27 protein-coding genes are annotated in these 23,073 nt (G+C 71.6%); 21 read left to right on the top strand and 6 right to left on the bottom strand.

Annotation, left to right across the window (positions count from 1 at the left end; translation table 11 throughout):
* Positions 1–58 precede the first annotated feature (58 nt).
* The 3 genes from AB0O76_RS24855 to AB0O76_RS24845 are packed head-to-tail and all read left to right on the top strand — an operon-like array spanning position 59 to position 2,643.
* The gene (locus AB0O76_RS24855; RefSeq protein ID WP_365495611.1) at positions 59–1,072 is read left to right on the top strand and encodes an ABC transporter ATP-binding protein; all 1,014 of its coding nucleotides are present in this window, start codon (positions 59–61) and stop codon (positions 1,070–1,072) included.
* A 49-nt stretch (positions 1,073–1,121) separates the two neighbouring features.
* Positions 1,122–1,943: an ABC transporter permease gene (locus tag AB0O76_RS24850; protein ID WP_365495265.1), complete on the top strand. Its 822-nt coding sequence runs from the start codon at positions 1,122–1,124 to the stop codon at positions 1,941–1,943.
* A 34-nt stretch (positions 1,944–1,977) separates the two neighbouring features.
* Positions 1,978–2,643: a DUF2567 domain-containing protein gene (locus AB0O76_RS24845; RefSeq protein WP_365495262.1), complete on the top strand. Its 666-nt coding sequence runs from the start codon at positions 1,978–1,980 to the stop codon at positions 2,641–2,643.
* A gap of 156 nt (positions 2,644–2,799) precedes the next feature.
* On the opposite strand, the gene ybaK is transcribed toward AB0O76_RS24845, so the two are convergent.
* The 4 genes from ybaK to AB0O76_RS24825 form a co-directional block, all read right to left on the bottom strand.
* Entirely contained in the window at positions 2,800–3,303 is a 504-nt protein-coding gene (ybaK, locus tag AB0O76_RS24840) for a Cys-tRNA(Pro) deacylase (RefSeq protein WP_360763935.1), read from the bottom strand.
* Positions 3,304–3,350: 47 nt separating this feature from the next.
* On the bottom strand, positions 3,351–4,091 hold the full coding sequence (locus tag AB0O76_RS24835) for an LON peptidase substrate-binding domain-containing protein (RefSeq protein ID WP_365495259.1): 741 nt from the start codon (positions 4,089–4,091) through the stop codon (positions 3,351–3,353).
* Between the two features lie 11 nt (positions 4,092–4,102).
* The gene (locus AB0O76_RS24830; protein ID WP_365495256.1) at positions 4,103–5,110 is read right to left on the bottom strand and encodes a hypothetical protein; all 1,008 of its coding nucleotides are present in this window, start codon (positions 5,108–5,110) and stop codon (positions 4,103–4,105) included.
* Positions 5,111–5,259: 149 nt separating this feature from the next.
* Positions 5,260–6,774, bottom strand: a complete 1,515-nt coding sequence (locus tag AB0O76_RS24825) for an oxidoreductase (protein ID WP_365495608.1) — start codon at positions 6,772–6,774, stop codon at positions 5,260–5,262.
* A 236-nt stretch (positions 6,775–7,010) separates the two neighbouring features.
* Here AB0O76_RS24825 and hisD point away from each other — a divergent pair, with 236 nt between their 5' ends.
* From hisD to AB0O76_RS24775, 10 genes are all read left to right on the top strand, one after another.
* Positions 7,011–8,336 (top strand): histidinol dehydrogenase, encoded by a 1,326-nt coding sequence (gene hisD / locus AB0O76_RS24820; RefSeq protein WP_365495253.1) that lies wholly within the window; start codon positions 7,011–7,013, stop codon positions 8,334–8,336.
* A complete protein-coding gene (locus AB0O76_RS24815) occupies positions 8,333–9,439 on the top strand; it encodes a histidinol-phosphate transaminase (protein WP_365495250.1) in 1,107 nt (368 codons plus the stop codon). Before hisD ends, AB0O76_RS24815 begins: the two co-directional genes overlap by 4 nt.
* Positions 9,436–10,029 carry an imidazoleglycerol-phosphate dehydratase HisB gene (gene hisB / locus AB0O76_RS24810; RefSeq protein WP_135330188.1) on the top strand — a complete coding sequence of 198 codons (594 nt, stop codon included), beginning with the start codon at positions 9,436–9,438 and terminating at the stop codon, positions 10,027–10,029. The genes AB0O76_RS24815 and hisB overlap by 4 nt, the downstream gene beginning before the upstream one ends.
* A 4-nt stretch (positions 10,030–10,033) precedes the next feature.
* Entirely contained in the window at positions 10,034–10,198 is a 165-nt protein-coding gene (locus tag AB0O76_RS24805; RefSeq protein WP_365495247.1) for a hypothetical protein, read from the top strand.
* 17 nt (positions 10,199–10,215) lie between these two features.
* Positions 10,216–10,869 (top strand): imidazole glycerol phosphate synthase subunit HisH, encoded by a 654-nt coding sequence (hisH, locus tag AB0O76_RS24800; protein WP_365495244.1) that lies wholly within the window; start codon positions 10,216–10,218, stop codon positions 10,867–10,869.
* 17 nt (positions 10,870–10,886) lie between these two features.
* Positions 10,887–11,612 carry a bifunctional 1-(5-phosphoribosyl)-5-((5-phosphoribosylamino)methylideneamino)imidazole-4-carboxamide isomerase/phosphoribosylanthranilate isomerase PriA gene (gene priA, locus AB0O76_RS24795; RefSeq protein ID WP_365495605.1) on the top strand — a complete coding sequence of 242 codons (726 nt, stop codon included), beginning with the start codon at positions 10,887–10,889 and terminating at the stop codon, positions 11,610–11,612.
* Entirely contained in the window at positions 11,609–12,010 is a 402-nt protein-coding gene (locus AB0O76_RS24790) for a RidA family protein (RefSeq protein ID WP_365495241.1), read from the top strand. Before priA ends, AB0O76_RS24790 begins: the two co-directional genes overlap by 4 nt.
* Positions 12,007–12,762, top strand: a complete 756-nt coding sequence (gene hisF, locus AB0O76_RS24785; RefSeq protein ID WP_365495238.1) for an imidazole glycerol phosphate synthase subunit HisF — start codon at positions 12,007–12,009, stop codon at positions 12,760–12,762. The genes AB0O76_RS24790 and hisF overlap by 4 nt, the downstream gene beginning before the upstream one ends.
* Before the next feature lie 125 nt (positions 12,763–12,887).
* A complete protein-coding gene (locus AB0O76_RS24780; protein ID WP_365495235.1) occupies positions 12,888–13,493 on the top strand; it encodes a helix-turn-helix domain-containing protein in 606 nt (201 codons plus the stop codon).
* Positions 13,494–13,506: 13 nt separating this feature from the next.
* Positions 13,507–14,757 (top strand): MFS transporter, encoded by a 1,251-nt coding sequence (locus AB0O76_RS24775; RefSeq protein WP_365495232.1) that lies wholly within the window; start codon positions 13,507–13,509, stop codon positions 14,755–14,757.
* A gap of 146 nt (positions 14,758–14,903) precedes the next feature.
* On the opposite strand, the gene AB0O76_RS24770 is transcribed toward AB0O76_RS24775, so the two are convergent.
* A complete protein-coding gene (locus AB0O76_RS24770; RefSeq protein ID WP_365495229.1) occupies positions 14,904–15,539 on the bottom strand; it encodes a TIGR03085 family metal-binding protein in 636 nt (211 codons plus the stop codon).
* An 81-nt stretch (positions 15,540–15,620) separates the two neighbouring features.
* On the opposite strand from AB0O76_RS24770, the gene hisI reads away from it, so the two are divergent.
* On the top strand, positions 15,621–16,001 hold the full coding sequence (gene hisI, locus AB0O76_RS24765) for a phosphoribosyl-AMP cyclohydrolase (RefSeq protein ID WP_365495226.1): 381 nt from the start codon (positions 15,621–15,623) through the stop codon (positions 15,999–16,001).
* A 12-nt stretch (positions 16,002–16,013) separates the two neighbouring features.
* On the opposite strand, the gene AB0O76_RS24760 is transcribed toward hisI, so the two are convergent.
* Entirely contained in the window at positions 16,014–16,493 is a 480-nt protein-coding gene (locus tag AB0O76_RS24760; RefSeq protein ID WP_365495223.1) for a hypothetical protein, read from the bottom strand.
* A gap of 78 nt (positions 16,494–16,571) precedes the next feature.
* Here AB0O76_RS24760 and AB0O76_RS24755 point away from each other — a divergent pair, with 78 nt between their 5' ends.
* The 7 genes from AB0O76_RS24755 (at position 16,572) to trpA (ending at position 23,059) form a co-directional block, all read left to right on the top strand.
* On the top strand, positions 16,572–18,074 hold the full coding sequence (locus tag AB0O76_RS24755; RefSeq protein WP_365495220.1) for an anthranilate synthase component I: 1,503 nt from the start codon (positions 16,572–16,574) through the stop codon (positions 18,072–18,074).
* Between the two features lie 7 nt (positions 18,075–18,081).
* Entirely contained in the window at positions 18,082–18,744 is a 663-nt protein-coding gene (locus tag AB0O76_RS24750; RefSeq protein ID WP_365495218.1) for a TIGR02234 family membrane protein, read from the top strand.
* A gap of 90 nt (positions 18,745–18,834) precedes the next feature.
* Positions 18,835–19,071, top strand: a complete 237-nt coding sequence (locus AB0O76_RS24745; protein ID WP_365495215.1) for an HGxxPAAW family protein — start codon at positions 18,835–18,837, stop codon at positions 19,069–19,071.
* 123 nt (positions 19,072–19,194) lie between these two features.
* Positions 19,195–19,638 carry a DUF2752 domain-containing protein gene (locus tag AB0O76_RS24740; protein ID WP_365495212.1) on the top strand — a complete coding sequence of 148 codons (444 nt, stop codon included), beginning with the start codon at positions 19,195–19,197 and terminating at the stop codon, positions 19,636–19,638.
* A gap of 187 nt (positions 19,639–19,825) precedes the next feature.
* Positions 19,826–20,635: an indole-3-glycerol phosphate synthase TrpC gene (trpC, locus tag AB0O76_RS24735; protein WP_266868057.1), complete on the top strand. Its 810-nt coding sequence runs from the start codon at positions 19,826–19,828 to the stop codon at positions 20,633–20,635.
* 307 nt (positions 20,636–20,942) lie between these two features.
* Positions 20,943–22,229 carry a tryptophan synthase subunit beta gene (gene trpB / locus AB0O76_RS24730; protein WP_365495209.1) on the top strand — a complete coding sequence of 429 codons (1,287 nt, stop codon included), beginning with the start codon at positions 20,943–20,945 and terminating at the stop codon, positions 22,227–22,229.
* Positions 22,230–22,243: 14 nt separating this feature from the next.
* Positions 22,244–23,059, top strand: coding sequence for a tryptophan synthase subunit alpha (trpA, locus tag AB0O76_RS24725; RefSeq protein ID WP_365495602.1), 816 nt, complete (start codon positions 22,244–22,246; stop codon positions 23,057–23,059).
* The last annotated feature ends 14 nt before the right edge of the window (positions 23,060–23,073 follow it).

Genomic DNA, 23,073 nt, shown 5'->3' with positions numbered 1-23,073 from the left:
GTCGTGCCGTGCACGGGACCCCGTACCCTCGTCCTTCGTGAGTACGCGCTCGGTACAGGTGGTCCGCCAAGGGCTCCGACAGGGTCACGGCAGCGATGCCGTCTGCGCGGTGCGCGACCTCGTCAAGACGTATCCCGCCGCCCGTGGCCGGCGCGGCACGCCGGCCACGCCCGCGGTGCGCGCCACCGACGGCATCAGCCTCGACGTGCTGCGCGGCGAGATCTTCGGCCTGCTCGGGCCCAACGGCGCCGGCAAGTCCACGCTCGTGCGCCAGCTGACCGGCCTGATGCGGCCCGACAGCGGCGGCGTCGAGATCCTCGGCCACGACATCCTGCGCCACCCCGAGCGGGCCGCGCGGATCCTCGCCTACCTGGGGCAGGAGTCCACCGCGCTCGACGAGTTGACCGTCTCGCTGGCCGTCGAGACGACCGCACGCCTGCGCGGCCTCGATGTGCGCGAGGCGCGGGCCGAGCGCGACGGCGTACTCGAAGAGCTTGCGCTCACGCCCCTCGCGTCGCGGCCGCTGAAGAAGCTCTCCGGCGGGCAGCGCAGACTCGCCTGCTTCGCCACCGCGCTGGTGGGCGAGCGGCCGCTGCTCGTCCTCGACGAGCCGACGACCGGCATGGACCCCATCGCACGGCGCGCCGTCTGGGGCGCCGTCGACCGGCGCCGGGCAGAGCGCGGCACGACGGTCCTGCTCGTCACCCACAACGTCATCGAGGCCGAGACGGTCCTGGACCGCGTCGCCGTACTCGACCACGGCAAGGTCATCGCCTGCGACACCCCGGCCGGGCTCAAGGAGCAGGTCGCGGGGGAGGTCCGGGTGGAACTGGTGTGGCGTGACCGGGCGCCGCTGGATGTCCCCGAGGTGGCGGCGCTGCGCTCGTCCGCGGTGGAATCCGGGCGACGCTGGTCGCTGCGGCTCGCCCCCGACGAGGCACGGGCCGCGGTCGGGGCGATCACCGGCGGGGCCGCCTTCGCCTCGCTCGACGACTTCACCCTGGCCACGCCCAGCCTGGAGGACGTCTACCTTGCCCTGGGCGGGAATGCCAAGGGGCTGGTAAAGGCGTGATTCCGGCCAGCCGGCGACGAGACAGGCACATGATCAGGAGGGGCGTCCGATGAGTGCGGTTCCTTTGGAAGCCGCGGTACGGGCTGACGACGGCCACGAGCGGCAGGCCGACGCCCCCGCGCCCCTTGGGCCCCGTGCGCGGCTGTTCCCCGCGCTCTCGGCCGTCTATCGCGCGCAGCTCTCCCGGGCGCGGGTGGCCCGTATCCCCCTGCTCTTCGTGGCGACCTTCCAGTCCGTCGGGATCATGATCCTGATGCGGGGCGTGGTCGACGGGGGCGGTGAGGCGCGTGCCGTCGTCGCCGGGTCCTCCGTGCTCGTCGTCGCGTTCGTCGCGCTCAACCTGCTCGCGCAGTACTTCGGGCAGCTGCGGTCCGACGGCGGGCTCGACCACTACGCCACGCTGCCCGTGCCGCCCGCCGCGGTGGTTCTCGGCGCCGCGGCCGCCTACGCCTCGTTCACCGTGCCCGGCACGTTCGTCACCGCCGTCGTCGGCTGCGGACTCTTCGGCCTTCCGCTCACCCATCTGTGGGTGCTCGTCGCGGTGATCCCGCTGGCGGGCGCCGCGCTCGCGGGGCTCGGCGCGGCCCTCGGGCTGCTCGCGCCGCGGCCCGAACTGGCCACCCTGCTCGGCCAGTTGGGCATGTCGGCGGCGCTGCTGCTCGGTGTGCTTCCGGCCGAGCGGATGCCGGAGATCCTGCAGTACGCGCGTGATCTGCTGCCCTCGACGTACGGAGTCGAGGCGCTCGCCCGCACCTTCGGGCCCGACCCGGAGTGGGCGGCCGTCGGGTTCGACCTCGCGGTGTGCGCGGGGGTCGGCGTCGCCTCGCTGGCCATCGCCACCTGGGCCTACCGCCGCGCGGCTGTGCGGTGAAGCGGCACTCAGGTACTACTGGCACCATGTGTGGGTGACTGCACCGCTGACGCCCTCCCAACCGCCCCACGGCGAGTCCCCTCACGACCCCTGGCAGCAAGCCGCCGATCCGTCCGGAGACGTTGCCCCGTCGGCTCACGAGGAGGACGGGCCCGGCATGAAGACCGAAGTGCGGCAGGCCGTGGTCATCGCGGTCGCGGTGGCTGTCAGCGGCGTACTGCTCGGGCTGCTGTGGCTGTGGCTCGCCCCGCGTGTGCCGCTGATCGCGGACAACGACGCGGTGTATCTCAAGGACACCGAGGGCGAGCAGGCGATCGGGGTCGACGGAACGTTCACTCTGCTCGCACTCGGCTTCGGCGCGGTGAGCGGACTCGTCGTCTTCCTGCTCCGCAAGCGCGGCGGGATTCCGCTGGTCGTCGGCCTCACGGCGGGTGGCCTGCTCGGCGCGGTGCTCGCCTGGCGGCTCGGGATCTTCCTCGGGCCCGATACGGATGTCGTCGCGCACGCGAAGTCGGTGGGCAAGGGCGTGGTGTTCGACGCGCCCCTGGAGCTCAACGCCAAGGGCACGCTGCTCGCGTGGCCCGTCGCCGCGCTCCTTGTGCACCTGGGCCTTACCGCGTTGTTCGGGCCGCGGGACCCCGAGCCGTACCCCCTCGCGTACGGGGATCCGGCTCGGCCCGAGGACAGCTCGAACCATTAGGCGGGGCGCCTCCCGTGGTTCGCCTTGCCCTTCCTCACCCGCCACTTCCTCTTGCGCGTCTTCTTCGACATGAGGGTGGTACTAGTCGAGAACCGGGCGGGCGTCGAGGGTCACTTCACGCCTGATGCCGAAGGGGCTCGACGGGGCTCGAAGGGGTTATTCGCGCCCGATCGGGGCCAGTACCGCGCCGGTGAGCGCCGCCAGGTCGGCCGGGGCGAGTTCCACCTCCAGGCCGCGGCGGCCCGCCGACACACAGATCGTGGCGTGGGCCGACGCCGAGTCGTCCAGGACCGTGCGCAGCTTCTTGCGCTGGCCGAGCGGGGAGATGCCGCCCCGTACGTACCCCGTGGTGCGCTCGGCGGCCGCCGGGTCGGCCATCACCGCGCGCTTGCCGGAGACCGCGGCGGCCAGCGCCTTGAGGTTCAGGGTGCCCGCCACGGGGACCACGGCCACCGTCAGCTCGCCGTCCACCTCGGCCACCAGGGTCTTGAAGACCCGGTCGGGGGAGACGCCCATCGCCTCGGCCGCCTCGTCGCCGTACGAGGGGTGCGCGGGGTCGTGCTCGTACGCGTGGACGGTGTAGCCGGTGCCCGCCGCGGTGAGGGCGACCGTCGCGGGGGTGCCGCCCGTGCCCGACTGCTTCTTCTGCTTCTTCGCCAAAGCGTTCACGCCTTACGTCATGCGTCGTACGTCAGATGGTGCGTACGTCAGTTGAGGCTCGTGGTGCCGCGCGTGAGGTCCGTCGCGGGCAACGACGGCAGATTACGGATGATCGCGGTCTCCGCGCGAAGGAGTTTCAGCTCGTCGCGCAGGCGCGCGGCCGTGTCGGGGGCTTCGAGCAGCCGCTGCTTGGTCGGGGTGTCGAGGACCGCCGCCGCCGCGACCAGATACGACACCACGGACGGGTCGTCCGGCAGCTCGGCGCCCGTGGACAGGGACCGCTCGCGCGCCCCGGCGAGCCGCTTCTGGTAGGCGCGGAACGCCCGCAGGACGCCCGCGGCCAGCGTGCCCGCCTCCTCGCCCGGCTCCTCGGGCAGCTCCTCGACCTCGGCGGTGAGGAACGGGCCCGACGCGTCCACCGAGTGCAGCCGGACGCGGGTGGTGCCGGTGGCCAGGACCTCGAAGCCGCCGTCGGCGCGCTCCCGGATCGTCGCCGCGTCCGCCACACAGCCCACCGCGTGGAAGGCCTTGAGCGGGTCGTCACCGAACCCGGCGGCGGGCCCCTGCTCGGGCTGCGAGGTCGGGTCCGGGAGGCCCGGTGCGCTCGGCGCCACTTCGAGTCCGTCGCGGATCGCTACGACGGCGAAGAGCCGCTGCTCCTCGTCGGGAGTCTTGAGCAGGTCGCGCATCATGGCGCGATAACGCTCCTCGAACACGTTCAGCGGGAGCACGAGCCCCGGGAACAGCACCGAGTTGAGCGGGAAGAGCGGAAGCCGGACGGTGGTCACGAGCCAAAAGCCTAATGGTCGCCGCGGTGGGCACGTCCTCGCCCGGTGCGCAGCGGGGTCGTGGACGCCACCTCGATGCGCACGCCGTCGCGCAGTTCGAGGAACTGGCCGAGCGGATCGTCGGCAAGACGGTCCCAGGGGAACGACGTCGCGTACGGCCCGATGAGGCGCAGTTGCTCCAGGGCGTCGTGCCAGCGCTCCAGGCGGACCAGGACGCAGACGAGGAGGTTGCGGACCTCGGCCGGCCAGGGGTCCCCGGCCTCGTACTCGGCGGACAGGGCGATGCCCAGGTCGGCCGCCGCGTCCAGGCGCTCGCGCGGCACGTTCCCCGACGCGCTGGTCAGATAGGCGAAGGCGGCCCGCGCGGGCAGCGCCTGGATCAGCGATCCTGGCAGCGCGGCACGGGCCGCGGACTCGGCGAAGTCGAAGCACTGGCGGTGCGAGCCGTACCAGGTGGCCGAGAGGTACTGCAGGGCCGAGGCATGGCAGCCGTAGTGGTGCGACGAGCGGCGCACCGCTTCGGCCCACACCTCGTCGAAGACCGTCTGGGACGCGTGGGTGCCGCGGGCGTGGTCAAGGGCGATCCGCCAGGGCACGGGGTCGCGGGGGTCGGCCTCGGCGGCCGCGGTGAGCAGCGGTGCCGTCTCGCGGAGGAGTTCGGCGCGGGCGGGCGACTCCCAGCCGCGGACGACCGCGAGTTCGGCCTTGAGGAGCAGCGCGTCCGGGTCGTGCGGGGCGGCGGACTGCCAGTCGTCGAACCACTCGGAGCGGGAGCGGGCGAAGGCGGCGAGGCGGGTGGTGTAGCGGTCGCGGTTCTCCCACTCGGCGGCCTCGCGGGTCATGGCGAGCAGCTTGGCGGCCGGGCCGTGGTCGCCCCGGCCCGCGGCGACGAGCGCCGGGCCGAGCCGGTCGTCGGGCACGTCGAGGAGCACCTCGTCGTCGGGGGTCAGACCGGCGGCGAGGAGCGGGGTGTGCTTGACCATCCGGGAGGTGCGGATCAGAGCGCGCAGCAGGTGCATGGTGTGGGTATTGAAAACCGCAGGTGGGAGCAGTACCAGGGGGTAGTTGGTGACGCTTTGGCATCGGTCGTTCGGTTGCCTGGGGAACGGTCAAGGGCAGGCAAAATCTGAAGCCCCGTTAGCCCCCTGGCGCCCCCCTGGGGCCCTCCTCAGTTCCTCCGCAGCAGCCGTGTCGCCCCCGCAGCGACCGTCGTCGCGAGCACCCAGCCGAGCAGGATGAGGATCGCCGCGAACCACTGCCAGCCGCCGCGCAGTTGCCAGTAGCTGTCCTGGCCGAGGTTGATGACCGGGAGCAGCAGGTCGAGGGAGAACAGGGCCGGGTTCCAGTTCGGGTGCTCGCCCGGCTTGATCGCCGGATGGTCCGCGCGCGTGAAGGCCACCGCGCTCACCGCCCACAGCACCGCCATCCAGAGGGCCGCCCGGCCGGGCCGGTAGCCGTAGGCGACCGTCCAGTCCTGGGCGAAGCCCCAGAGCTTCGCCGCCAGCGGAAGCGTCTCGCGGCGTCTGCGCTGCTTGGCGAGCAGTACCTCGCGGGCGTCGGCGTCCTCGCCGCCGTTGCGCAGCACCGTGGCCAGCTTCTCGTACGGCTCGGGGTTGTACTCGGCGGTCGCGGCCGCCACCCAGCTCAGCCGCCGGGAGAGCGGGAAGCTGCCCTGCGGGACGAGGTTCTCGTAACTGAAGCCGCCCATCTGGAGGCCGCCGGGCCCTGGCCAACTGGTCGACTTGTCGATCAGGTTGACGACCTTCGCACCGGACAGAATGATCTTGCCGCGCTGCGGGGCCTCGCCGAGGAAGCGCAGCTCGGGGGTCTGGACGCGGCGCAGCGACACCTCCTGGTCGTTCTCAAGGGTGAAGCGCGCCTGGCCCATGTCGACGGCGTCACCGAACCGCCCGTCGTCGAGCCGGATGCCGCCCTGGGACTCGAAGCGCTGTACGCGCGTGCCGCGCGCGGGTGTCTGGCCGCTGGTCCTGAGCGGGTCACCGGGCGAGCCGGGCGTCATGTAGAGCGTGCGCTCCACGGTCAGCTGCGGGGCGTTGAGCGCGCGCGGTCCGTACGGGTTGGCGAGCTTGCTGCCGCGCAGACTGAAGGAGACGCCGATCTTCGCGCCGCGCAGGCTCAGCTGACCGTGCGACTCCATCATCTCGGCCTGCAGGTCCTGCCCGACCGAGAGCCCGTCGCCCATGATCGAGTACCCGCGCCGGTCGCGGTAGATCACGGCCTGGTTGAGCAGCAGGTCGGTGCCGATCTGGGCGTCCGTGAGCCGCATGCCGTTGTGGATCCGGCAGCGCGGCAGATGCAGATCGCCCTCCGTGTGCACGCGGGCCGCCTCCACGCGCGGGATCGAGCAGTTGACCAGGCGCAGGGTGGTGAACTTGGCCTCGGGGACGAGCACTTCCTTCTCGAAGCGGCAGTGCTTCAGCTCCGCGTAGGGAAGGATCTCGCCGCCCGCCAGATCGAGTACGTCCGTGATCTGGAGGCCCGAGAGCTTCAGCGACGAGACCCGGCCCGAGAGCGCGGGCGGCCCCTCGAGCAGCAGCCAGCACACGATGCGTGCGCGCACGCTGCGTTCCGGACCCCAGGGGTGGCCGCCGTGCGGATCGTCGGCCATCGCGTCCCCCGACCGGAGGTCGTAGACGCTGCCGTTGCGGAAGGCCTGCCACATGCCGATCTCGGCGGCGGTCAGTCCATCCGGCGGGTCCCCGGTGCCGGTGCCGTCGACCACTGCTGTTGTCCTCCCCGTACTGCGATCCCGTGCCGCGCTGCGTTTGCGCCTCGTACACCTGTTCATGCCCGCTCAGTGAGCAGCTGAACGCTAGTGGTGAACGTGGTCTTCCGGGATCTATATCAGCCAGTGATACAGGGTCCGGCGCGGAATCCTGGTCTGAGAGAATTGGCCACGTGATCTCTCGAATCGATCTGCGCGGCGACGCCCTCCCCGAGGGCCCCGCCCTGCGCGCCCTGCTGCCCCGTGCCGACTTCGACGTCGCGGCCGCCCTGGAGAAGGTACGGCCCATCTGCGAGGCCGTGCATCATCGTGGCGACACGGCGCTGATCGACTACGCGGAGAAGTTCGACGGCGTACGGCTCGACCAGGTCCGCGTCCCCGCGGCCGCGCTCGCCGAGGCCCTCGCGGGTCTCGAGCCCGCCGTGCGCGAAGCCCTTGAGGAGTCGATCCGGCGCGCCCGCATCGTCCACCGCGAGCAGCGCCGCGCCCCGCACACCACGCAGGTCGTGCCCGGCGGCACGGTCACCGAGAAGTGGGTGCCGGTCGAGCGCGTGGGCCTGTACGCGCCGGGCGGCCGCTCCGTCTACCCGTCCTCCGTGATCATGAACGCGGTCCCGGCCCAGGAGGCCGGCGTCGAGTCGATGGCGCTTGCGTCCCCGCCGCAGAAGGAATTCGGCGGGCTTCCGCACCCCACCATCCTGGCCGCCTGCGCGCTCCTCGGCATCGACGAGGTGTACGCGGTCGGCGGCGCCCAGGCCGTCGCGATGTTCGCGTACGGCACCGAGACCTGCGCCCCGGCCAACATGGTCACCGGGCCCGGCAACATCTGGGTCGCCGCCGCCAAGCGCTACTTCACCGGACGCATCGGCATCGACACCGAAGCGGGACCCACCGAGATCGCGGTCCTCGCGGACGACACGGCCGACGCGGCGCACGTCGCGTCCGACCTGATCAGCCAGGCCGAGCACGACCCGCTCGCGGCCGCCGTGCTCGTCACGGACTCCGTCGACCTGGCCGACGCGGTCGCCAAGGAGCTGGAGCCGCAGGTCGCCGCGACCAAGCACGTCGAGGACCGGATCGTGCCCGCGCTCGCGGGCCGCCAGTCCGCGATCGTCCTGGTCGACGGCCTGGACGAGGGCCTGCGCGTCGTCGACGCGTACGGCGCCGAGCACCTGGAGATCCAGACCGCGGACGCCGCCGCCGTCGCGGAGCGCGTGAAGAACGCGGGCGCGATCTTCGTCGGCCCCTGGGCGCCGGTCTCCCTCGGCGACTACTGCGCCGGCTCCAACCACGTCCTGCCTACCGGCGGCTGCGCCTGCCACTCCTCGGGGCTCAGCGTCCAGTCCTTCCTGCGCGGCATCCACATCGTCGACTACACGCGCGAGGCGCTCGCCGATGTCGCCCACCACGTGGTGACGCTGGCCGAGGCTGAGGACCTGCCCGCGCACGGTGCCGCCATCAAGGCCCGCTTCGGGTGGAAGGTGCCGGGCAACAAGTGACCAACATCGACGATCTCCCCGTACGCGACGAACTGCGCGGCAAGTCCCCCTACGGGGCGCCCCAGCTCGACGTACCCGTACGCCTGAACACCAACGAAAACCCTTACTCGCTCCCGGAGCCGCTCGTCGAGCGCATCGCCGAGCGGGTCCGCGAGGCCGCCCGCGACCTCAACCGCTACCCCGACCGGGACGCGGTCGAGCTGCGCACCGAGCTCGCGCGCTACCTCACCCGCACCGGCGGCCACGAGGTCACTCTCGCCAACGTGTGGGCGGCCAACGGCTCCAACGAGGTCATCCAGCAACTCCTGCAGACCTTCGGCGGGCCAGGACGCACCGCCATCGGCTTCGAGCCGTCGTACTCGATGCACGGCCTCATCGCGCGCGGCACCGGCACGGGCTGGATCTCCGGCCCCCGCACGGACGACTTCACCATCGACGTCGAAGCGGCGACGAAGGCCATCGCCGAGAACCAGCCCGACGTCGTCTTCATCACCACGCCCAACAACCCCACGGGCAACGCCGTTTCGGCCGAGACGGTCCTCGCGCTCTACGAAGCCGCGCAGGCCGCCAAGCCGTCGATGGTCGTGGTCGACGAGGCGTACGTCGAGTTCAGCCACGGCGACTCGCTGCTCCCGCTGATCGAGGGACGGCCGCATCTGGTCGTCTCGCGCACCATGTCGAAGGCGTTCGGCGCGGCCGGTCTGCGCCTCGGCTATCTGGCCGCCGCCCCGGCGGTCGTCGACGCCGTGCAGCTCGTACGCCTGCCGTACCACCTGTCGGCCGTCACCCAGGCAACCGCGCTCGCCGCCCTCGAACACACCGACACGCTCCTGAAGTACGTCGAGCAGCTCAAGGCCGAGCGCGACCGGCTCGTCACCGAGCTGCGTGCGATCGGCTACGAAGTGACCGATTCGGACGCCAACTTCGTGCAGTTCGGGCGGTTCGAAGACGCCCACACGGTCTGGCAGCGGATCCTCGACCGGGGCGTCCTGGTCCGGGACAACGGAGTGCCCGGCTGGCTGCGGGTCAGCGCCGGAACCCCCGAAGAGAACGACGCGTTCCTCGATGCGGTACGCGAACTGAAGAAGGAGCAGCAGGCATGAGCCGCGTTGGACGGGTCGAAAGAACCACCAAGGAGACGTCGGTCCTCGTCGAGATCGATCTCGACGGCACCGGCAAGGTCGAGGTGTCGACGGGTGTCGGCTTCTACGACCACATGCTCGACCAGCTCGGCCGCCACGGCCTCTTCGACCTCACGGTCAAGACCGAGGGCGACCTGCACATCGACACCCACCACACCATCGAGGACACGGCCCTCGCGCTCGGCGCCGCCTTCAAGCAGGCGCTCGGCGACAAGGTGGGCATCTACCGCTTCGGCAACTGCACGGTCCCGCTCGACGAGTCGCTCGCCCAGGTGACCGTCGACCTGAGCGGCCGCCCCTACCTCGTGCACACCGAGCCCGAGACGATGGCGCCGATGATCGGCACGTACGACACGACGATGACCCGGCACATCCTGGAGTCCTTCGTCGCGCAGGCCCAGATCGCCCTGCACGTGCACGTGCCCTACGGCCGCAACGCCCACCACATCGTGGAGTGCCAGTTCAAGGCCCTGGCCCGCGCCCTGCGTTACGCCTCCGAGCGTGACCCGCGCGCCGCCGGGATCCTCCCCTCCACGAAGGGCGCGCTGTAAAACCATGACTGGTCTCAACACCATCCTCATCGTCGTCGGACTCTTCCTGATCGGCGGTGTCATCTCCTTCGTCAAGCAGGGGATGCCGAAGAGCATGATCACGCTCCTGTCCATCGGCGCCGCCATGTGCCTGGCCGCGGGCGTCCTGCGGCTCGACTACTGGAACTGAGGAGGAACGCACACGCCATGAGCACTCCCCAGACTCCCCAGAAGAAGGTCGTCGTCTTCGACTACGGCTTCGGGAACGTCCGTTCCGCCGAGCGCGCCCTCGCACGCGCGGGAGCGGACGTCGAGATCACCCGTGACTACGACAAGGCCATGAACGCCGACGGCCTGCTCGTCCCCGGCGTCGGCGCCTTCGCCGCCTGCATGCAGGGGCTCAAGGAGGCGCGCGGCGACTGGATCGTGGGCCGCAGGCTCGCGGGCGGCCGACCCGTGATGGGCATCTGCGTCGGCATGCAGATCCTCTTCGCCCGCGGCATCGAGCACGGCGTCGAGACGGAGGGCCTCGACGAGTGGCCCGGCGTCGTCGAGCCGCTGAAGGCCGACATCGTGCCGCACATGGGCTGGAACACAGTCAAGGCGCCCGAGGACTCCCAGCTGTTCGCGGGCCTCGACGCCGACGCCCGCTACTACTTCGTGCACTCGTACGCCGTGCACGACTGGGACTTCGAGGTCGGCAACCCCGCCTTCCGTGCCCCCAAGGTCGCCTGGACCACGCACGGCGAGCCCTTCGTGGCCGCCGTCGAGAACGGCGCACTGTGGGCCACCCAGTTCCACCCCGAGAAGTCCGGCGACGCCGGCGCCCAGCTCCTCACCAACTGGATCGGAACCCTCTAGGAATGTCAGGGACCTCTGTGAGCAAGCTCGAACTCCTCCCCGCCGTCGACGTCCGTGACGGCCAGGCCGTGCGCCTCGTCCATGGCGAGTCCGGATCGGAGACCTCCTACGGCTCCCCGCTGGAGGCCGCCCTCTCCTGGCAGCGGTCGGGCGCCGAGTGGCTGCACCTGGTCGACCTGGACGCCGCGTTCGGCACCGGCGACAACCGCGCGCTGATCGCCGAGGTCGCGGGCGCCATGGACATCAAGGTCGAGCTGTCCGGCGGCATCCGCGACGACGCGTCCCTGGAGGCCGCGCTCGCCACCGGCTGCACGCGCGTGAACCTCGGTACGGCGGCCCTGGAGACCCCGGAGTGGGTCGCCAAGGTCATCGCTTCGCACGGCGACAAGATCGCGGTCGGCCTCGACGTACGCGGCACGACCCTGCGCGGCCGCGGCTGGACCCGCGACGGCGGCGACCTCTACGAAACCCTGGAGCGCCTCAACGCCGAGGGCTGCGCCCGCTATGTCGTCACCGACATCGCCAAGGACGGCACGCTGCAGGGCCCGAACCTGGAGCTCCTGCGCAACGTCTGCGCGGCGACGGACCGCCCGGTGGTCGCCTCCGGCGGTGTCTCGTCCCTGGACGACCTGCGCGCGATCGCGGAGCTCGTCCCGCAGGGCGTCGAGGGCTCGATCGTCGGAAAGGCGCTCTACGCGAAGGCCTTCACGCTGGAAGAGGCCCTCGCAGCGGTGTCGTCATGAGCGACATCGTCCGCAGGGTGAGCTCGGGCGGACCGTGGGAGGAAGCCGTCGGCTACTCCCGCGCCGTCGAGCTGCCCAACGGCCTTGTCCTGGTGTCGGGTTGTACGTCGGTGGTCAATGGCGTCATAGACGCCGGAACCCCCTACGAGCAGGCTGCCAACGCGTTCCACGTAGCCGTCGAGGCCCTCAAGAAGCTGGGCCTCGGCCGCGAGCACGTCGTACGCACCCGCATGTATCTGACCCACGCGCGGGACGTGGACGAGGTCGGCAGGGCCCACAAGGAGCTCTTCGACGACGTCCGCCCCGCCGCATCCATGATCATCGTCTCCGGCTTCATCGACCCGAGCCTGGTCGTCGAGGTCGAGGTCGAGGCGTACCGGGGAGCTGAGCCGTCATGACCCTGGCCGTACGAGTCATTCCCTGCCTGGACGTGGACAACGGCCGCGTCGTCAAGGGTGTCAACTTCCAGAATCTGCGCGACGCGGGCGACCCCGTCGAGATGGCCAAGGTGTACGACGCCGAGGGCGCCGACGAGCTCACCTTCCTGGACATCACCGCGTCCTCCGGCAACCGCGAGACCACGTACGACGTGGTCCGGCGCACCGCCGAGCAGGTCTTCATCCCGCTCACGGTGGGCGGGGGAGTGCGCACCGCCGAGGACGTGGACAAGCTCCTTCGGGCCGGTGCCGACAAGGTGGGCGTGAACACGGCCGCCATCGCGCGCCCCGAGCTGATCCGCGAGATCGCGGAGCGTTTCGGCCGCCAGGTGCTTGTGCTCTCGGTGGACGCGCGGCGGACTGCCTCCGGTTCCTTCGAGGTGACGACCCACGGCGGCCGCAAGTCCGCCGGGATCGACGCCGTCGAATGGGCGCACCAGGCCGCCGAGTTGGGCGCGGGGGAGATCCTGCTCAACTCGATGGACGCGGACGGCACGAAGGACGGCTACGACATCGAGATGATCGAGGCGGTGCGGGGGCACGTCACGGTTCCGGTGATCGCCTCCGGTGGCGCGGGGAAGCTGGAGCACTTCCCGCCCGCCATCGCCGCGGGCGCGGACGCGGTGCTCGCCGCGTCGGTCTTCCACTTCGGGGATCTGCGGATCGGCGAGGTGAAGGAGACGCTGCGGGGGGCGGGGCACCCCGTCCGCTGAGGCGCTTTTCCGTTGGTAAGCCCCGGTCGCCCTGTGGCGGCCGGGGCTTACTGCTGCCGAGATGCGAAGGGAAACTTGCGCAATTTATATTGCGCAAGTTTTCTTTCACATCTACGTTTCAGGGCATGGACGACAAGCAGCCCAAGCCCCCCGAGCCCCGTCGGATCACCGACCTCGGCACCCTCAAGGCGTTCGGGCATCCCCTGCGCCTGAAGATCTACGGCACGCTGCGGGTGGCGGGCCCGGCGACCGCGTCGCACCTCGCCGCACAGGTCGACGAGGCCGTCTCACTCGTGAGCTACCACCTGCGCAAGCTGGCCGAGCACGGCCTCATCGAGGAGGCCGATGCGCAGAGCGGGGACGCGCGGGAGCGGTGGTGGCAGGCCGCGCAGGAGACCGTGAGCTTCCGGCACGAGGACTTCAAGGACACGCCGGAGGGGGTCGCGGCGCACGCGGCGCTCGTCCGCCGGATGATCGCATTCCGCAAGGAGCAGTACGAGACCTACCTGGACCAGCAGACGGCCTGGGGCGAGCGGTGGCGCCTGGCCGCCGACCAGTCGGACTTCCTCGCCCGGCTGAACCCCGGCGAGCTCACGCGGCTGAACGAGGAGATCCACGCCCTCATCAAGACGTACGAGGAGCAGGGCAAGGCCGCTGAGGCGGCGGGCGACACCGAGGGGCGCGAGAACGTCGCGCTGCATCTGTACAGCTTCCCGTTCCGGACTCCCTGAAGGGCTTCCCACCGTGACCGCGACGCCCGTCATACGCACGGCCCCCGCCGGGGAACGCCCCGCGCACCGCGACGGCAACGTCCTGCGCTGGCTCGGCGCGTACAGCGCGTCAGCCGTCGGCGACAACATCTACTACCTGGCCCTGTCCTGGGCGGCGGTGCAGTCCGGAAGTCCCTCGCAGGCGGGCCTGGTGATGACCGTGAGCGCCGTCCCGCGGGCCCTGCTGATGCTGGGCGGGGGAGTGATCGCCGACCGGTTCGGGCCGCGGCGGGTCGTCATCGGCAGTGACGCGGTGCGGTGTGCGGCGGTGCTCACGGTGGCGGTGCTGCTGGTCGTGACGAGCCCCGGGCTGTGGCTGCTCGCCTTACTCGGTCTGGTCTTCGGGGCGGTCGACGCGCTGTTCATGCCGGCCGTGGGTGCGCTGCCCGCCCGGGTCACGGGGCGGGACCAGCTGGCGCGGGTGCAGGGCATGCGGGGGCTGGTGATCCGGCTCGCCCATGTTGTCGGGGCGCCGCTCGGCGGGCTCGGTGTCGCGCTCGGCGGTCCGGCGGCGGCGTTCGGCATCGCGGGGCTGCTGTTCGCGGTGTCGCTGCCGCTGCTGATGTCCGTCCGCATGGGGGAGCTGCCGCCCGACGACGCGGCGGACGGTGGGCGGACGGCGTGGCGCGAACTGGGGGACGGGCTGCGCTACATCCGGCGGCACCGGGTCCTCGCGCCGCTGATGGTCGTCGTCGCCCTCGCCGACCTGGGGTTCGTCGGGCCGCTGAACATCGGGCTCGTCATGCTGGCCGACGAGCGGGGGTGGGGCGCGTCGGGGATGGGCCTCGTGCTGGCCGGATTCGGGGCGGGGGCCGGGGCGTCGGCGCTGTGGCTGACGGTGCGGGGGCGGGTGGCGAGGGCGGGGCTCGTCCTGTCCGTCACGTGTCTTCTGGGAGCGGTGGGAGTCGCCGGGATCGCCTTTGTGCCGCAGCTCTGGGGCGCCGTGGGGGTGGCGTTCGTGACGGGGCTCGTCGTGGGTCTCACGGGGGCGGTGTCCGGGGCCCTCGCCCAGACCGCGTCCGATCCCGCCTACCTGGGGCGGGTCACCGCCGTCGCGGGTCTTGTCAGCCTGGGCGTGGCGCCGCTGACGTACCCCGTGGCAGGGGTCGCCGTGGAGGCGTGGGGGACGGCGCCGGTCTTCACCTCGAGCGCGGTGGCCTGCGGCCTGGCGGGGCTGTATGGGGTGTGCTCGCGGGGGTTGCGGGGGGCTGAGCTGCCGAGCTGATTCTTTCCCCAGCCCCGCCCCTACCTACCGGCGGGGTGGGCGGGCAATTCGGGGTTTCGGGCGGGTGGGCGGGAAAGGCTTGTTCGGCGCGGCCGAGCTGCGGGGTGATCGGGCGGGTGGGCGGGAAGGGCCCGCCCGGACCCCTGTCAGATCCCCAGCTGCTTGGCCTCGTGCAGCTTCGCCACCGCGTCCTTCTCGCCGTCCAGTTCCACGTTGGCCGCGTCCTGGCGGCCGTACGCGAACAGCAGGAGCTCGGCGGGCTCCCCGGTCACCGTCACCACCGGGGTGCCGCGGTTCGCCACCGCCGTCCGGCCGTCGGGGCGGCGCAGGACCACGCCGACGGGGGCCTTGCGGCCCACCAGGCGGGCCATCCGCTCCAGGCGGGACCAGAGTGCGTCGGAGAAGACGGGGTCAAGATCGCGCGGCGTCCAGTCGGGCTGGGCGCGGCGCACGTCCTCGGTGTGGACGTAGAACTCGACGGCGTTCGACGCCTCGTCGATCTGCTTGAGGGAGAAGGGCGAGAAGCGCGGCGGACCTGTCCTGATCAGCTGGATCAGTTCCTCGTACGGCTTCGCGGCGAACTCGGCCTGCACCCGTTCGAGCCGCGCGGCCAGCTGCTTGATCAGGAGCCCGCCCGCGGCGTCCGCGCGGCGCTCGCGCACCACCACATGGGCCGCGAGATCCCGGGCGTTCCAGCCCTCGCAGAGGGTGGGCGCGTCGGGGCCCGCCGCCTCCAACAGATCGGCGAGGAGGAGTCGTTCACGCTTTGCATGGGTCGACATACCCCCAGCCTACGACCGAGTAGGCCGTCCGTGCAGTGGACGCGGGCCGACCGGACCACACCGGCGCGGCACAATGGCCGTATGACCGCCACGCCCCCGCCCAGCAGCCTCGCCCCCGAGATCGCCGCCCGCCTCAAGCGCGGCGCCGACGGGCTCGTCCCCGCCATCGCCCAGCAGTACGACACCGGCGAGGTGCTGATGCTGGGCTGGATGGACGACGAGGCGCTGCACCGCACGCTCACCACGGGGCGCTGCACCTACTGGTCGCGCAGCCGCCAGGAGTACTGGGTCAAGGGGGACACGTCCGGCCACTTCCAGTACGTGAAGTCCGTGGCCCTCGACTGCGACGCGGACACCGTCCTGGTCCAGGTCGACCAGATCGGCGCCGCCTGTCACACGGGCACCCGCACCTGCTTCGACACCGACACCCTCACGGTCACCTTCACCGGCACCGAGGAGTGACCGAAGCCCACGTCACCGGCACCGCACCGTGATCGTCTCGCCGTCCCTGAGCACGATGCGGGACGGGTCGCCGGGCACCCGGTGCCCCGCGATGTCGGCGTGGCAGTTGTCCTCCCGTACCCGATCGCGTACGCCCCACTCGGTCAGCAGCTGACCCAGCGTGAAGTCCTGCCACCGCTCCGACTCGACGTGCAGCGTGCCGCTCGTGTCGTGCGTGTGCAGCGGGCTGTAACGCGGCTTCGGGCCCGAGCGGTCGATGCCCAGGTCCGCGGGGACCGTGACGGGGCGGCCGTCGGAGTACACCTTCAGGGTCGTGTGGATGTGCATGTCCATCGCCTCGGCGTCGAGCATCTCCAGGCCCGCCGCCCGGACCCGCTCCGGTACGTCCTTGGGGGCGGGCCACACCACTTGGTCGGGCGCGGCGGCCGCGAACGCGGTCGCGGCGACGAGGAGGGCGAGAGGGGTGAGGGCGCGGTGTCCGGTCGTCTTCATCGTCCCCTTCTAGCGGCTCGCGTCGCACGCGAGCGCCACCGACACCGGCCCCCACCCACACGGCCGTAAGCTCCTCCCATGGATCTCGAGACCTTCCGCAAGTTCGCGAGCGACCGCCGAGTGATCCCCGTCAGCCGCAGGCTCCTTGCGGACGGCGACACTCCGGTCGCGCTCTATCGCAAGCTCGCCGCCGAGCGGCCCGGCACCTTCCTCCTGGAGTCCGCGGAGAACGGCCGCTCATGGTCTCGCTACTCCTTCGTCGGCGTCCGCAGCGCCGCCACCCTCACCACGCGCGACGGCGAGGCCCACTGGCTCGGCACCCCGCCCATCGGCGTCCCCACGTCCGGCGACCCGCTCGACGCCCTGCGCGCCACCGTCCAGACCCTGCACACCCCGCACGACCTGGGGTCCGGGATGCCGCCGTTCACCGGCGGGATGGTCGGCTATCTCGGGTACGACATCGTGCGCCGCCTGGAGAAGATCGGCCCCGGCGAGCGGGACGATCTCCGGCTGCCCGAACTGACCATGCTGCTCACCAGCGATCTCGCCGTCCTCGACCACTGGGACGGGTCCGTGCTTCTGATCGCCAACGCGATCAACCACAACGACCTGGAGACGGGCGTCGACGAGGCGTACGCCGACGCGGTCGCCCGGCTCGACGCGATGGAGGCCGATCTGTCCCGGCCCGTCGCCCAGCCCGCTTCCGCCCTGCCGCCGTCCGAGCTCCCGGAGTACACGGGGCTGTGGGGCGGCGAGCAGTACCAGGCAGTCGTCGAGGACATCAAGGAGCGCATCCGCGCGGGCGAGGCCTTCCAGGTCGTCCCCTCGCAGCGCTTCGAAACCCCTTGTGAAGCAAGCGCGTTGGACGTCTACCGGGTGCTGCGGGCGACCAATCCGTCGCCGTACATGTACCTCTTCCGCTTCGACGGCTTCGATGTGGTCGGGTCCTCGCCCGAAGCCCTGGTCAAGGTCGAGGACGGGCGCGCCATGGTGCACCCCATCGCCGGCACCCGGCCGCGCGGCGCCACCCCGCAGGAGGACCAGGCGCTCGCCGACGAACTGCTCGCCGACCCCAAGGAGCGTGCCGAGCATCTGATGCTGGTCGACCTGGGGCGCAACGACCTGGGGCGCGTCTGCGAGCCCGGTTCGGTCGAGGTCGTCGACTTCATGTCGATCGAGCGGTACTCGCACGTCATGCACATCGTGTCGACGGTCACCGGACAGGTCGCCGAAGGCCGCACCGCCTTCGACGTCCTCACCGCCTGTTTCCCCGCGGGCACCCTCTCCGGGGCGCCCAAGCCGCGCGCGATGCAGATCATCGACGAGGTCGAACCGTCCCGGCGCGGCCTCTACGGCGGCTGTGTCGGCTATCTCGACTTCGCGGGCGACTCCGACACCGCCATCGCCATCCGCACCGCGCTGCTTCGCGACGGCACGGCGTATGTGCAGGCGGGCGCGGGAGTCGTCGCCGACTCCGACCCGGTCGCCGAGGACACCGAGTGCCGCAACAAGGCGGCCGCGGTCCTGCGGGCCGTCCACACGGCGAACCGGCTGCGGCCCACGGATGGACGTGAGGGATAGTGGAGGGGTGACTTCTGCCGTACCAACGCCCCGAACCGACGCCGCCACGGCCGACGCCGAACCCGAGACCCGGGCCCGGCGCGGCGGCCGCCGCAGCATCGCCGTGGCCCTGCTGCTCGGCGCCGTCGGCGCGGCTCTCGCACTGCTCGCGTCCCGCCGGGCCTGGGCCCACGGCACCGCGTCGGTGGCGGGCGGCGAATTGCCGCTGACCGCCACGGGCAGCGATGTCACGGGCGTGCCCGCGGCCCTGGCGATAGTGGGCCTGGCCGCCCTCGTCGCCGTCTTCGCGGTCCGCAAGGCGGGCCGGATGCTCGTCTCGCTGCTGCTCGCGCTGAGCGGCGCGGGCATGGTGGCCGCCGCCCTCCTCGCCGCGAACGACAGCGGCGCGCTCGACGAGAAGGCCGCCGAGGCCTCCGGCGACGCCGCCGCGACGATCAGTGATCTCAGCCACACCGGCTGGCCGTACGCCGCGGCTGCCGCAGGCGCGCTGATCCTGGTCGCCGGGCTGCTCGCCCTGACGTACGGCAGGTCCTGGCCCGCGATGTCCGGGCGTTACGAGCGTGACGGCGCCCCCCGCCCCCGCAAGGCGGCCCCCAAGGTGGACCCCGACCGGCCCGAGGACCTGTGGAAGGCACTCGACCGCGGCGAGGACCCGACCCGCGAGGCATGACCCCCCGCTCACGGCATTCCCGCGAGTACGGGACAATGGAGCAGTGAGCGTTCGACTCACCACCACGCATACAGCAACGAGGAGCAAGTCATGGCGGGCAGCAGCCACGGACACACCCCGGCCGCCTGGACCGGTGTCATCATCGCCTTCATCGGTTTCTGCGTATCGGGTGCCTTCATGGTGATGGCGAACCCGCTCGGATTCTGGGCCGGCATGGTCATCATCGGCGTCGGCGGCCTCGTGGGCGTCGCCATGCGCGCCGCGGGCCTCGGCCAGGCCCCCAAGCGGCAGCCGCAGACGGCCCAGCTCGCGCACTCCGAGGGCTGAGTTTCTCTCGTACGGGATTCCCGTACGGGTTTCTCGTACGCACACGCATGAGGCGGTCCGGCAGGTGCCGGGCCGCCTCATGCGTGTCTCCCCGCAGGGCGGCGGGCGCCCCCGGAGGGCAGAATGCGTCGGGTGAACGCTGAACCCGGGAGCACGGCACCGGCCGCAGGCCTCGCGCTGCGGCGCCTCGCCGTGCCCGTCGGCGTGCTCGGCTCGGTCGTGGCCGCCTTCGCGTACGTGGGGACCGTCGACCCGAACGAGCCGGGCCACTACCCGGCCTGTCCGCTGCTCCGGCTGACCGGCATCTTCTGCCCCGGCTGCGGCGGACTGCGCAGCGCCCACGCCTTCATCCACGGCGACATCGGCACGGCACTCGGCGCCAACGCGCTCGCCGTCGCCGGGTACGTCGTGTTCGCCGCGGTGTGGACCCTGTGGGCGGTGCGGGCGGTGCGCGGGCGGCCTCTGCGGATCGCGTTGGGAACCGCACAGCTGTACGGCATCGGGGCGCTGATCGCCGTCTTCACCCTCGTACGCAATCTGCCGTTCGGGGCATGGCTGCACCCTTGATTGAACGGTGAACGCGCAGGCCCGAGGGGTTGCGGAGTGTCCAGGACGTGGGACTGGTGTCAACCGGATGCGGGGCCTTCGCCCTCCTGCGGATACCATCGCAGTGACCAACGGAATGCCTGATGAGGCAGCCGGACAGCTTGAGGTTCAAACAGCAGCTTTACCGTCAGGGAAGGGGACCGCTCGCGTGAGTGTGCTCGACGAGATCATCGACGGAGTCCGTGCCGACCTCGCGGAACGGCAGGCGCGCGTCAGCCTCGACGAGCTCAAGGAGCGCGCGGCGAAGGCTCCGGCGGCCAAGGACGGCGCCGCCGCACTGCGCGGCGACGGGGTCAAGGTCATCTGTGAGGTCAAGCGCTCCAGCCCGTCCAAGGGCGCGCTCGCCGCGATCGCCGATCCGGCGGGGCTCGCCGCCGACTACGAGGCGGGCGGCGCGGCCGTCATCTCCGTACTGACCGAGGAGCGCCGCTTCGGCGGTTCGCTCGCCGACCTGGAGGCCGTCCGGGCCAGGGTCGACATCCCGGTGCTCCGCAAGGACTTCATCGTCACCTCGTACCAGCTGTGGGAGGCACGGGCCTACGGCGCCGATCTCGTTCTGCTGATCGTTGCCGCACTTGAACAGCCCGCCCTGGAGTCGCTCATCGAGCGCGCCGAGTCGATCGGCCTCACGCCGATCGTCGAGGTGCACGACGAGGACGAGGCCGAGCGGGCCGTCGACGCGGGGGCACGGGTCATCGGCGTCAACAACCGCGACCTCAAGACTCTCAAGGTCGACCGCTCCACCTTCGAGCGCGTCGCGCCCGAGCTGCCGGACAGCGTCGTCAAGATCGCGGAGTCCGGTGTGCGCGGGCCGCACGACCTCATCGCCTTCGCCAACGCGGGCGCCGACGCGGTGCTTGTCGGCGAGTCCCTGGTGACCGGCCGCGACCCGAAGTCCGCGGTCTCCGACCTGGTCGCCGCGGGCGCGCACCCGGCCCTCCGCCACGGACGGAGCTGACCCCTCCCGATGACCGCCTTCGCCCGCCTCGCACCCGGCTGCCGCCCTCGCGGCTGCCGGGCGCCTGCGCGGCGCGTGCGGGGCAGGCGGGTGCGGTACCACATCGGGGCGGAGCCGGGGCAGATCCCTGGGATGCGATGGCGGAGCGGCGCCTTGTGCGCCGCCTGAACTGAAGAACCCCGCGCCGTTGTCGGCCAGGGTTTCGTCGCGCCTGCGGCCCGTCCTGGGCTGGTCGCGCAGTTCCCCGCGCCCCTGACGGGGCGCACCACCGCCCATCGTCATCGCGAGCCCTGACAAGGATTCAGCCATGTCAAGCCAGTTCTTCATCCCCGACCCCGAGGGTCAAGTCCCCACCGCCGAGGGCTACTTCGGCGCGTTCGGAGGGAAATTCATCCCCGAGGCCCTCGTCGCCGCGGTCGACGAGGTAGCCGTCGAGTACGAAAAGGCCAAGAACGACCCTGCTTTCGCCGCCGAGCTGGACGACCTGCTCGTCAACTACACGGGCCGCCCCAGCAGCCTCACGGAGGTGCCCCGCTTCGCGGAGCACGCCGGTGGCGCACGGATCTTCCTCAAGCGCGAGGACCTGAACCACACCGGCTCGCACAAGATCAACAACGTGCTCGGTCAGGCCCTGCTCACCAAGCGCATGGGCAAGACCCGCGTCATCGCCGAGACCGGAGCGGGCCAGCACGGCGTCGCCACCGCCACCGCCTGCGCGCTCTTCGGCCTCGACTGCACCATCTACATGGGCGAGATCGACACCCAGCGCCAGGCCCTGAACGTGGCCCGCATGCGCATGCTCGGCGCCGAGGTCATCGCCGTGAAGTCCGGCAGCAGGACCCTGAAGGACGCCATCAATGAGGCGTTCCGCGACTGGGTCGCCAATGTGGACCGCACGCACTACCTCTTCGGGACCGTCGCGGGGCCGCACCCCTTCCCCGCCATGGTCCGCGACTTCCACCGGGTCATCGGGGTGGAGGCCCGGCGGCAGATCCTGGAGCGCGCCGGACGGCTGCCCGACGCCGCCGTCGCCTGCGTGGGCGGCGGCTCCAACGCCATCGGCCTCTTCCACGCCTTCATCCCGGACGCCGACGTACGCCTCATCGGCTGCGAGCCCGCGGGGCACGGCGTCGAGACCGGCGAGCACGCGGCCACCCTGACCGCGGGCGAGCCGGGCATCCTGCACGGCTCACGGTCGTACGTCCTCCAGGACGAGGAGGGCCAGATCACCGAGCCCTACTCGATCTCCGCCGGACTCGACTACCCCGGCATCGGCCCCGAGCACGCCTTCCTCAAGGACAGCGGCCGCGGCGAGTACCGCGCGGTCACCGACGACGCGGCCATGCAGGCGCTGCGGCTCCTCTCCAGGACCGAGGGCATCATCCCGGCCATCGAGAGCGCCCACGCGCTGGCCGGGGCGATCGAGGTCGGCAAGGAGCTCGGCAAGGACGGGCTGATGATCGTCAACCTGTCCGGCCGCGGCGACAAGGACATGGACACGGCCGCGCGGTACTTCGGCCTGTACGACACGGACGCCACCGTCGAGGCGGACGCGTCCGCCAACGGCGCGGAGATCAAGGGGGACGCCAAGTGAGCGGCGCTGTATCCATGGGTGGCAAGAGCCAGCTGTTGAGCGACACCCTCGCCGCGGCCAAGTCCGAGGGCCGCTCCGCCCTCATCGCCTACCTTCCGGCCGGGTTCCCGACCGTGGACGGCGGTATCGCGGCGATCAAGGCCGTCTTCGACGGCGGCGCCGACGTCGTGGAGGTCGGTCTCCCGCACAGCGACCCCGTCCTCGACGGTCCCGTCATCCAGACCGCCGACGACATCGCGCTCAAGGCGGGCCTGAAGATCGCCGACGTGATGCGCACGGTCCGCGAGGCCCACGAGGCGACCGGCAAGCCGGTGCTCGTCATGACGTACTGGAATCCGATCGACCGCTACGGCATCGAGCGCTTCACCGCCGAGCTCGCCGATGCGGGCGGTGCCGGGTGCATCCTGCCCGACCTGCCCGTCCAGGAGTCCGCGCTCTGGAGGGAGCACGCCCAGAAGCACGGCCTGGCGACGGTCTTCGTCGTCGCGCCGAGCAGCAAGGACGAACGCCTCGCCACCATCACGGCGGCCGGTTCGGGCTTTGTGTACGCGGCGTCCCTGATGGGCGTCACCGGCACCCGGGAGTCCGTCGGCGAGCAGGCGCAGGAGCTGGTACGGCGCACCAAGGCCACCACCGACCTGCCGGTCTGTGTAGGCCTCGGCGTCTCCAACGCCGAGCAGGCCTCCGAGGTCGCCGGCTTCGCCGACGGCGTGATCGTCGGCTCCGCGTTCGTCCAGCGTCTCCTGGACGCCTCGGACGAGGCCGAGGGTCTCGCCGCGGTCCGCGCGCTCGCGGGTGATCTCGCCAAGGGTGTGCGCGGGAACGCGTAACTCGTACGGGTGGA

The organism is Streptomyces sp. NPDC086554, assembly GCF_040686095.1.
Taxonomy (GTDB): domain Bacteria; phylum Actinomycetota; class Actinomycetes; order Streptomycetales; family Streptomycetaceae; genus Streptomyces.
The sequence above is the reverse complement of the archived record's forward strand: the minus strand, read 5'-3'. Positions and strand labels throughout refer to the sequence as shown.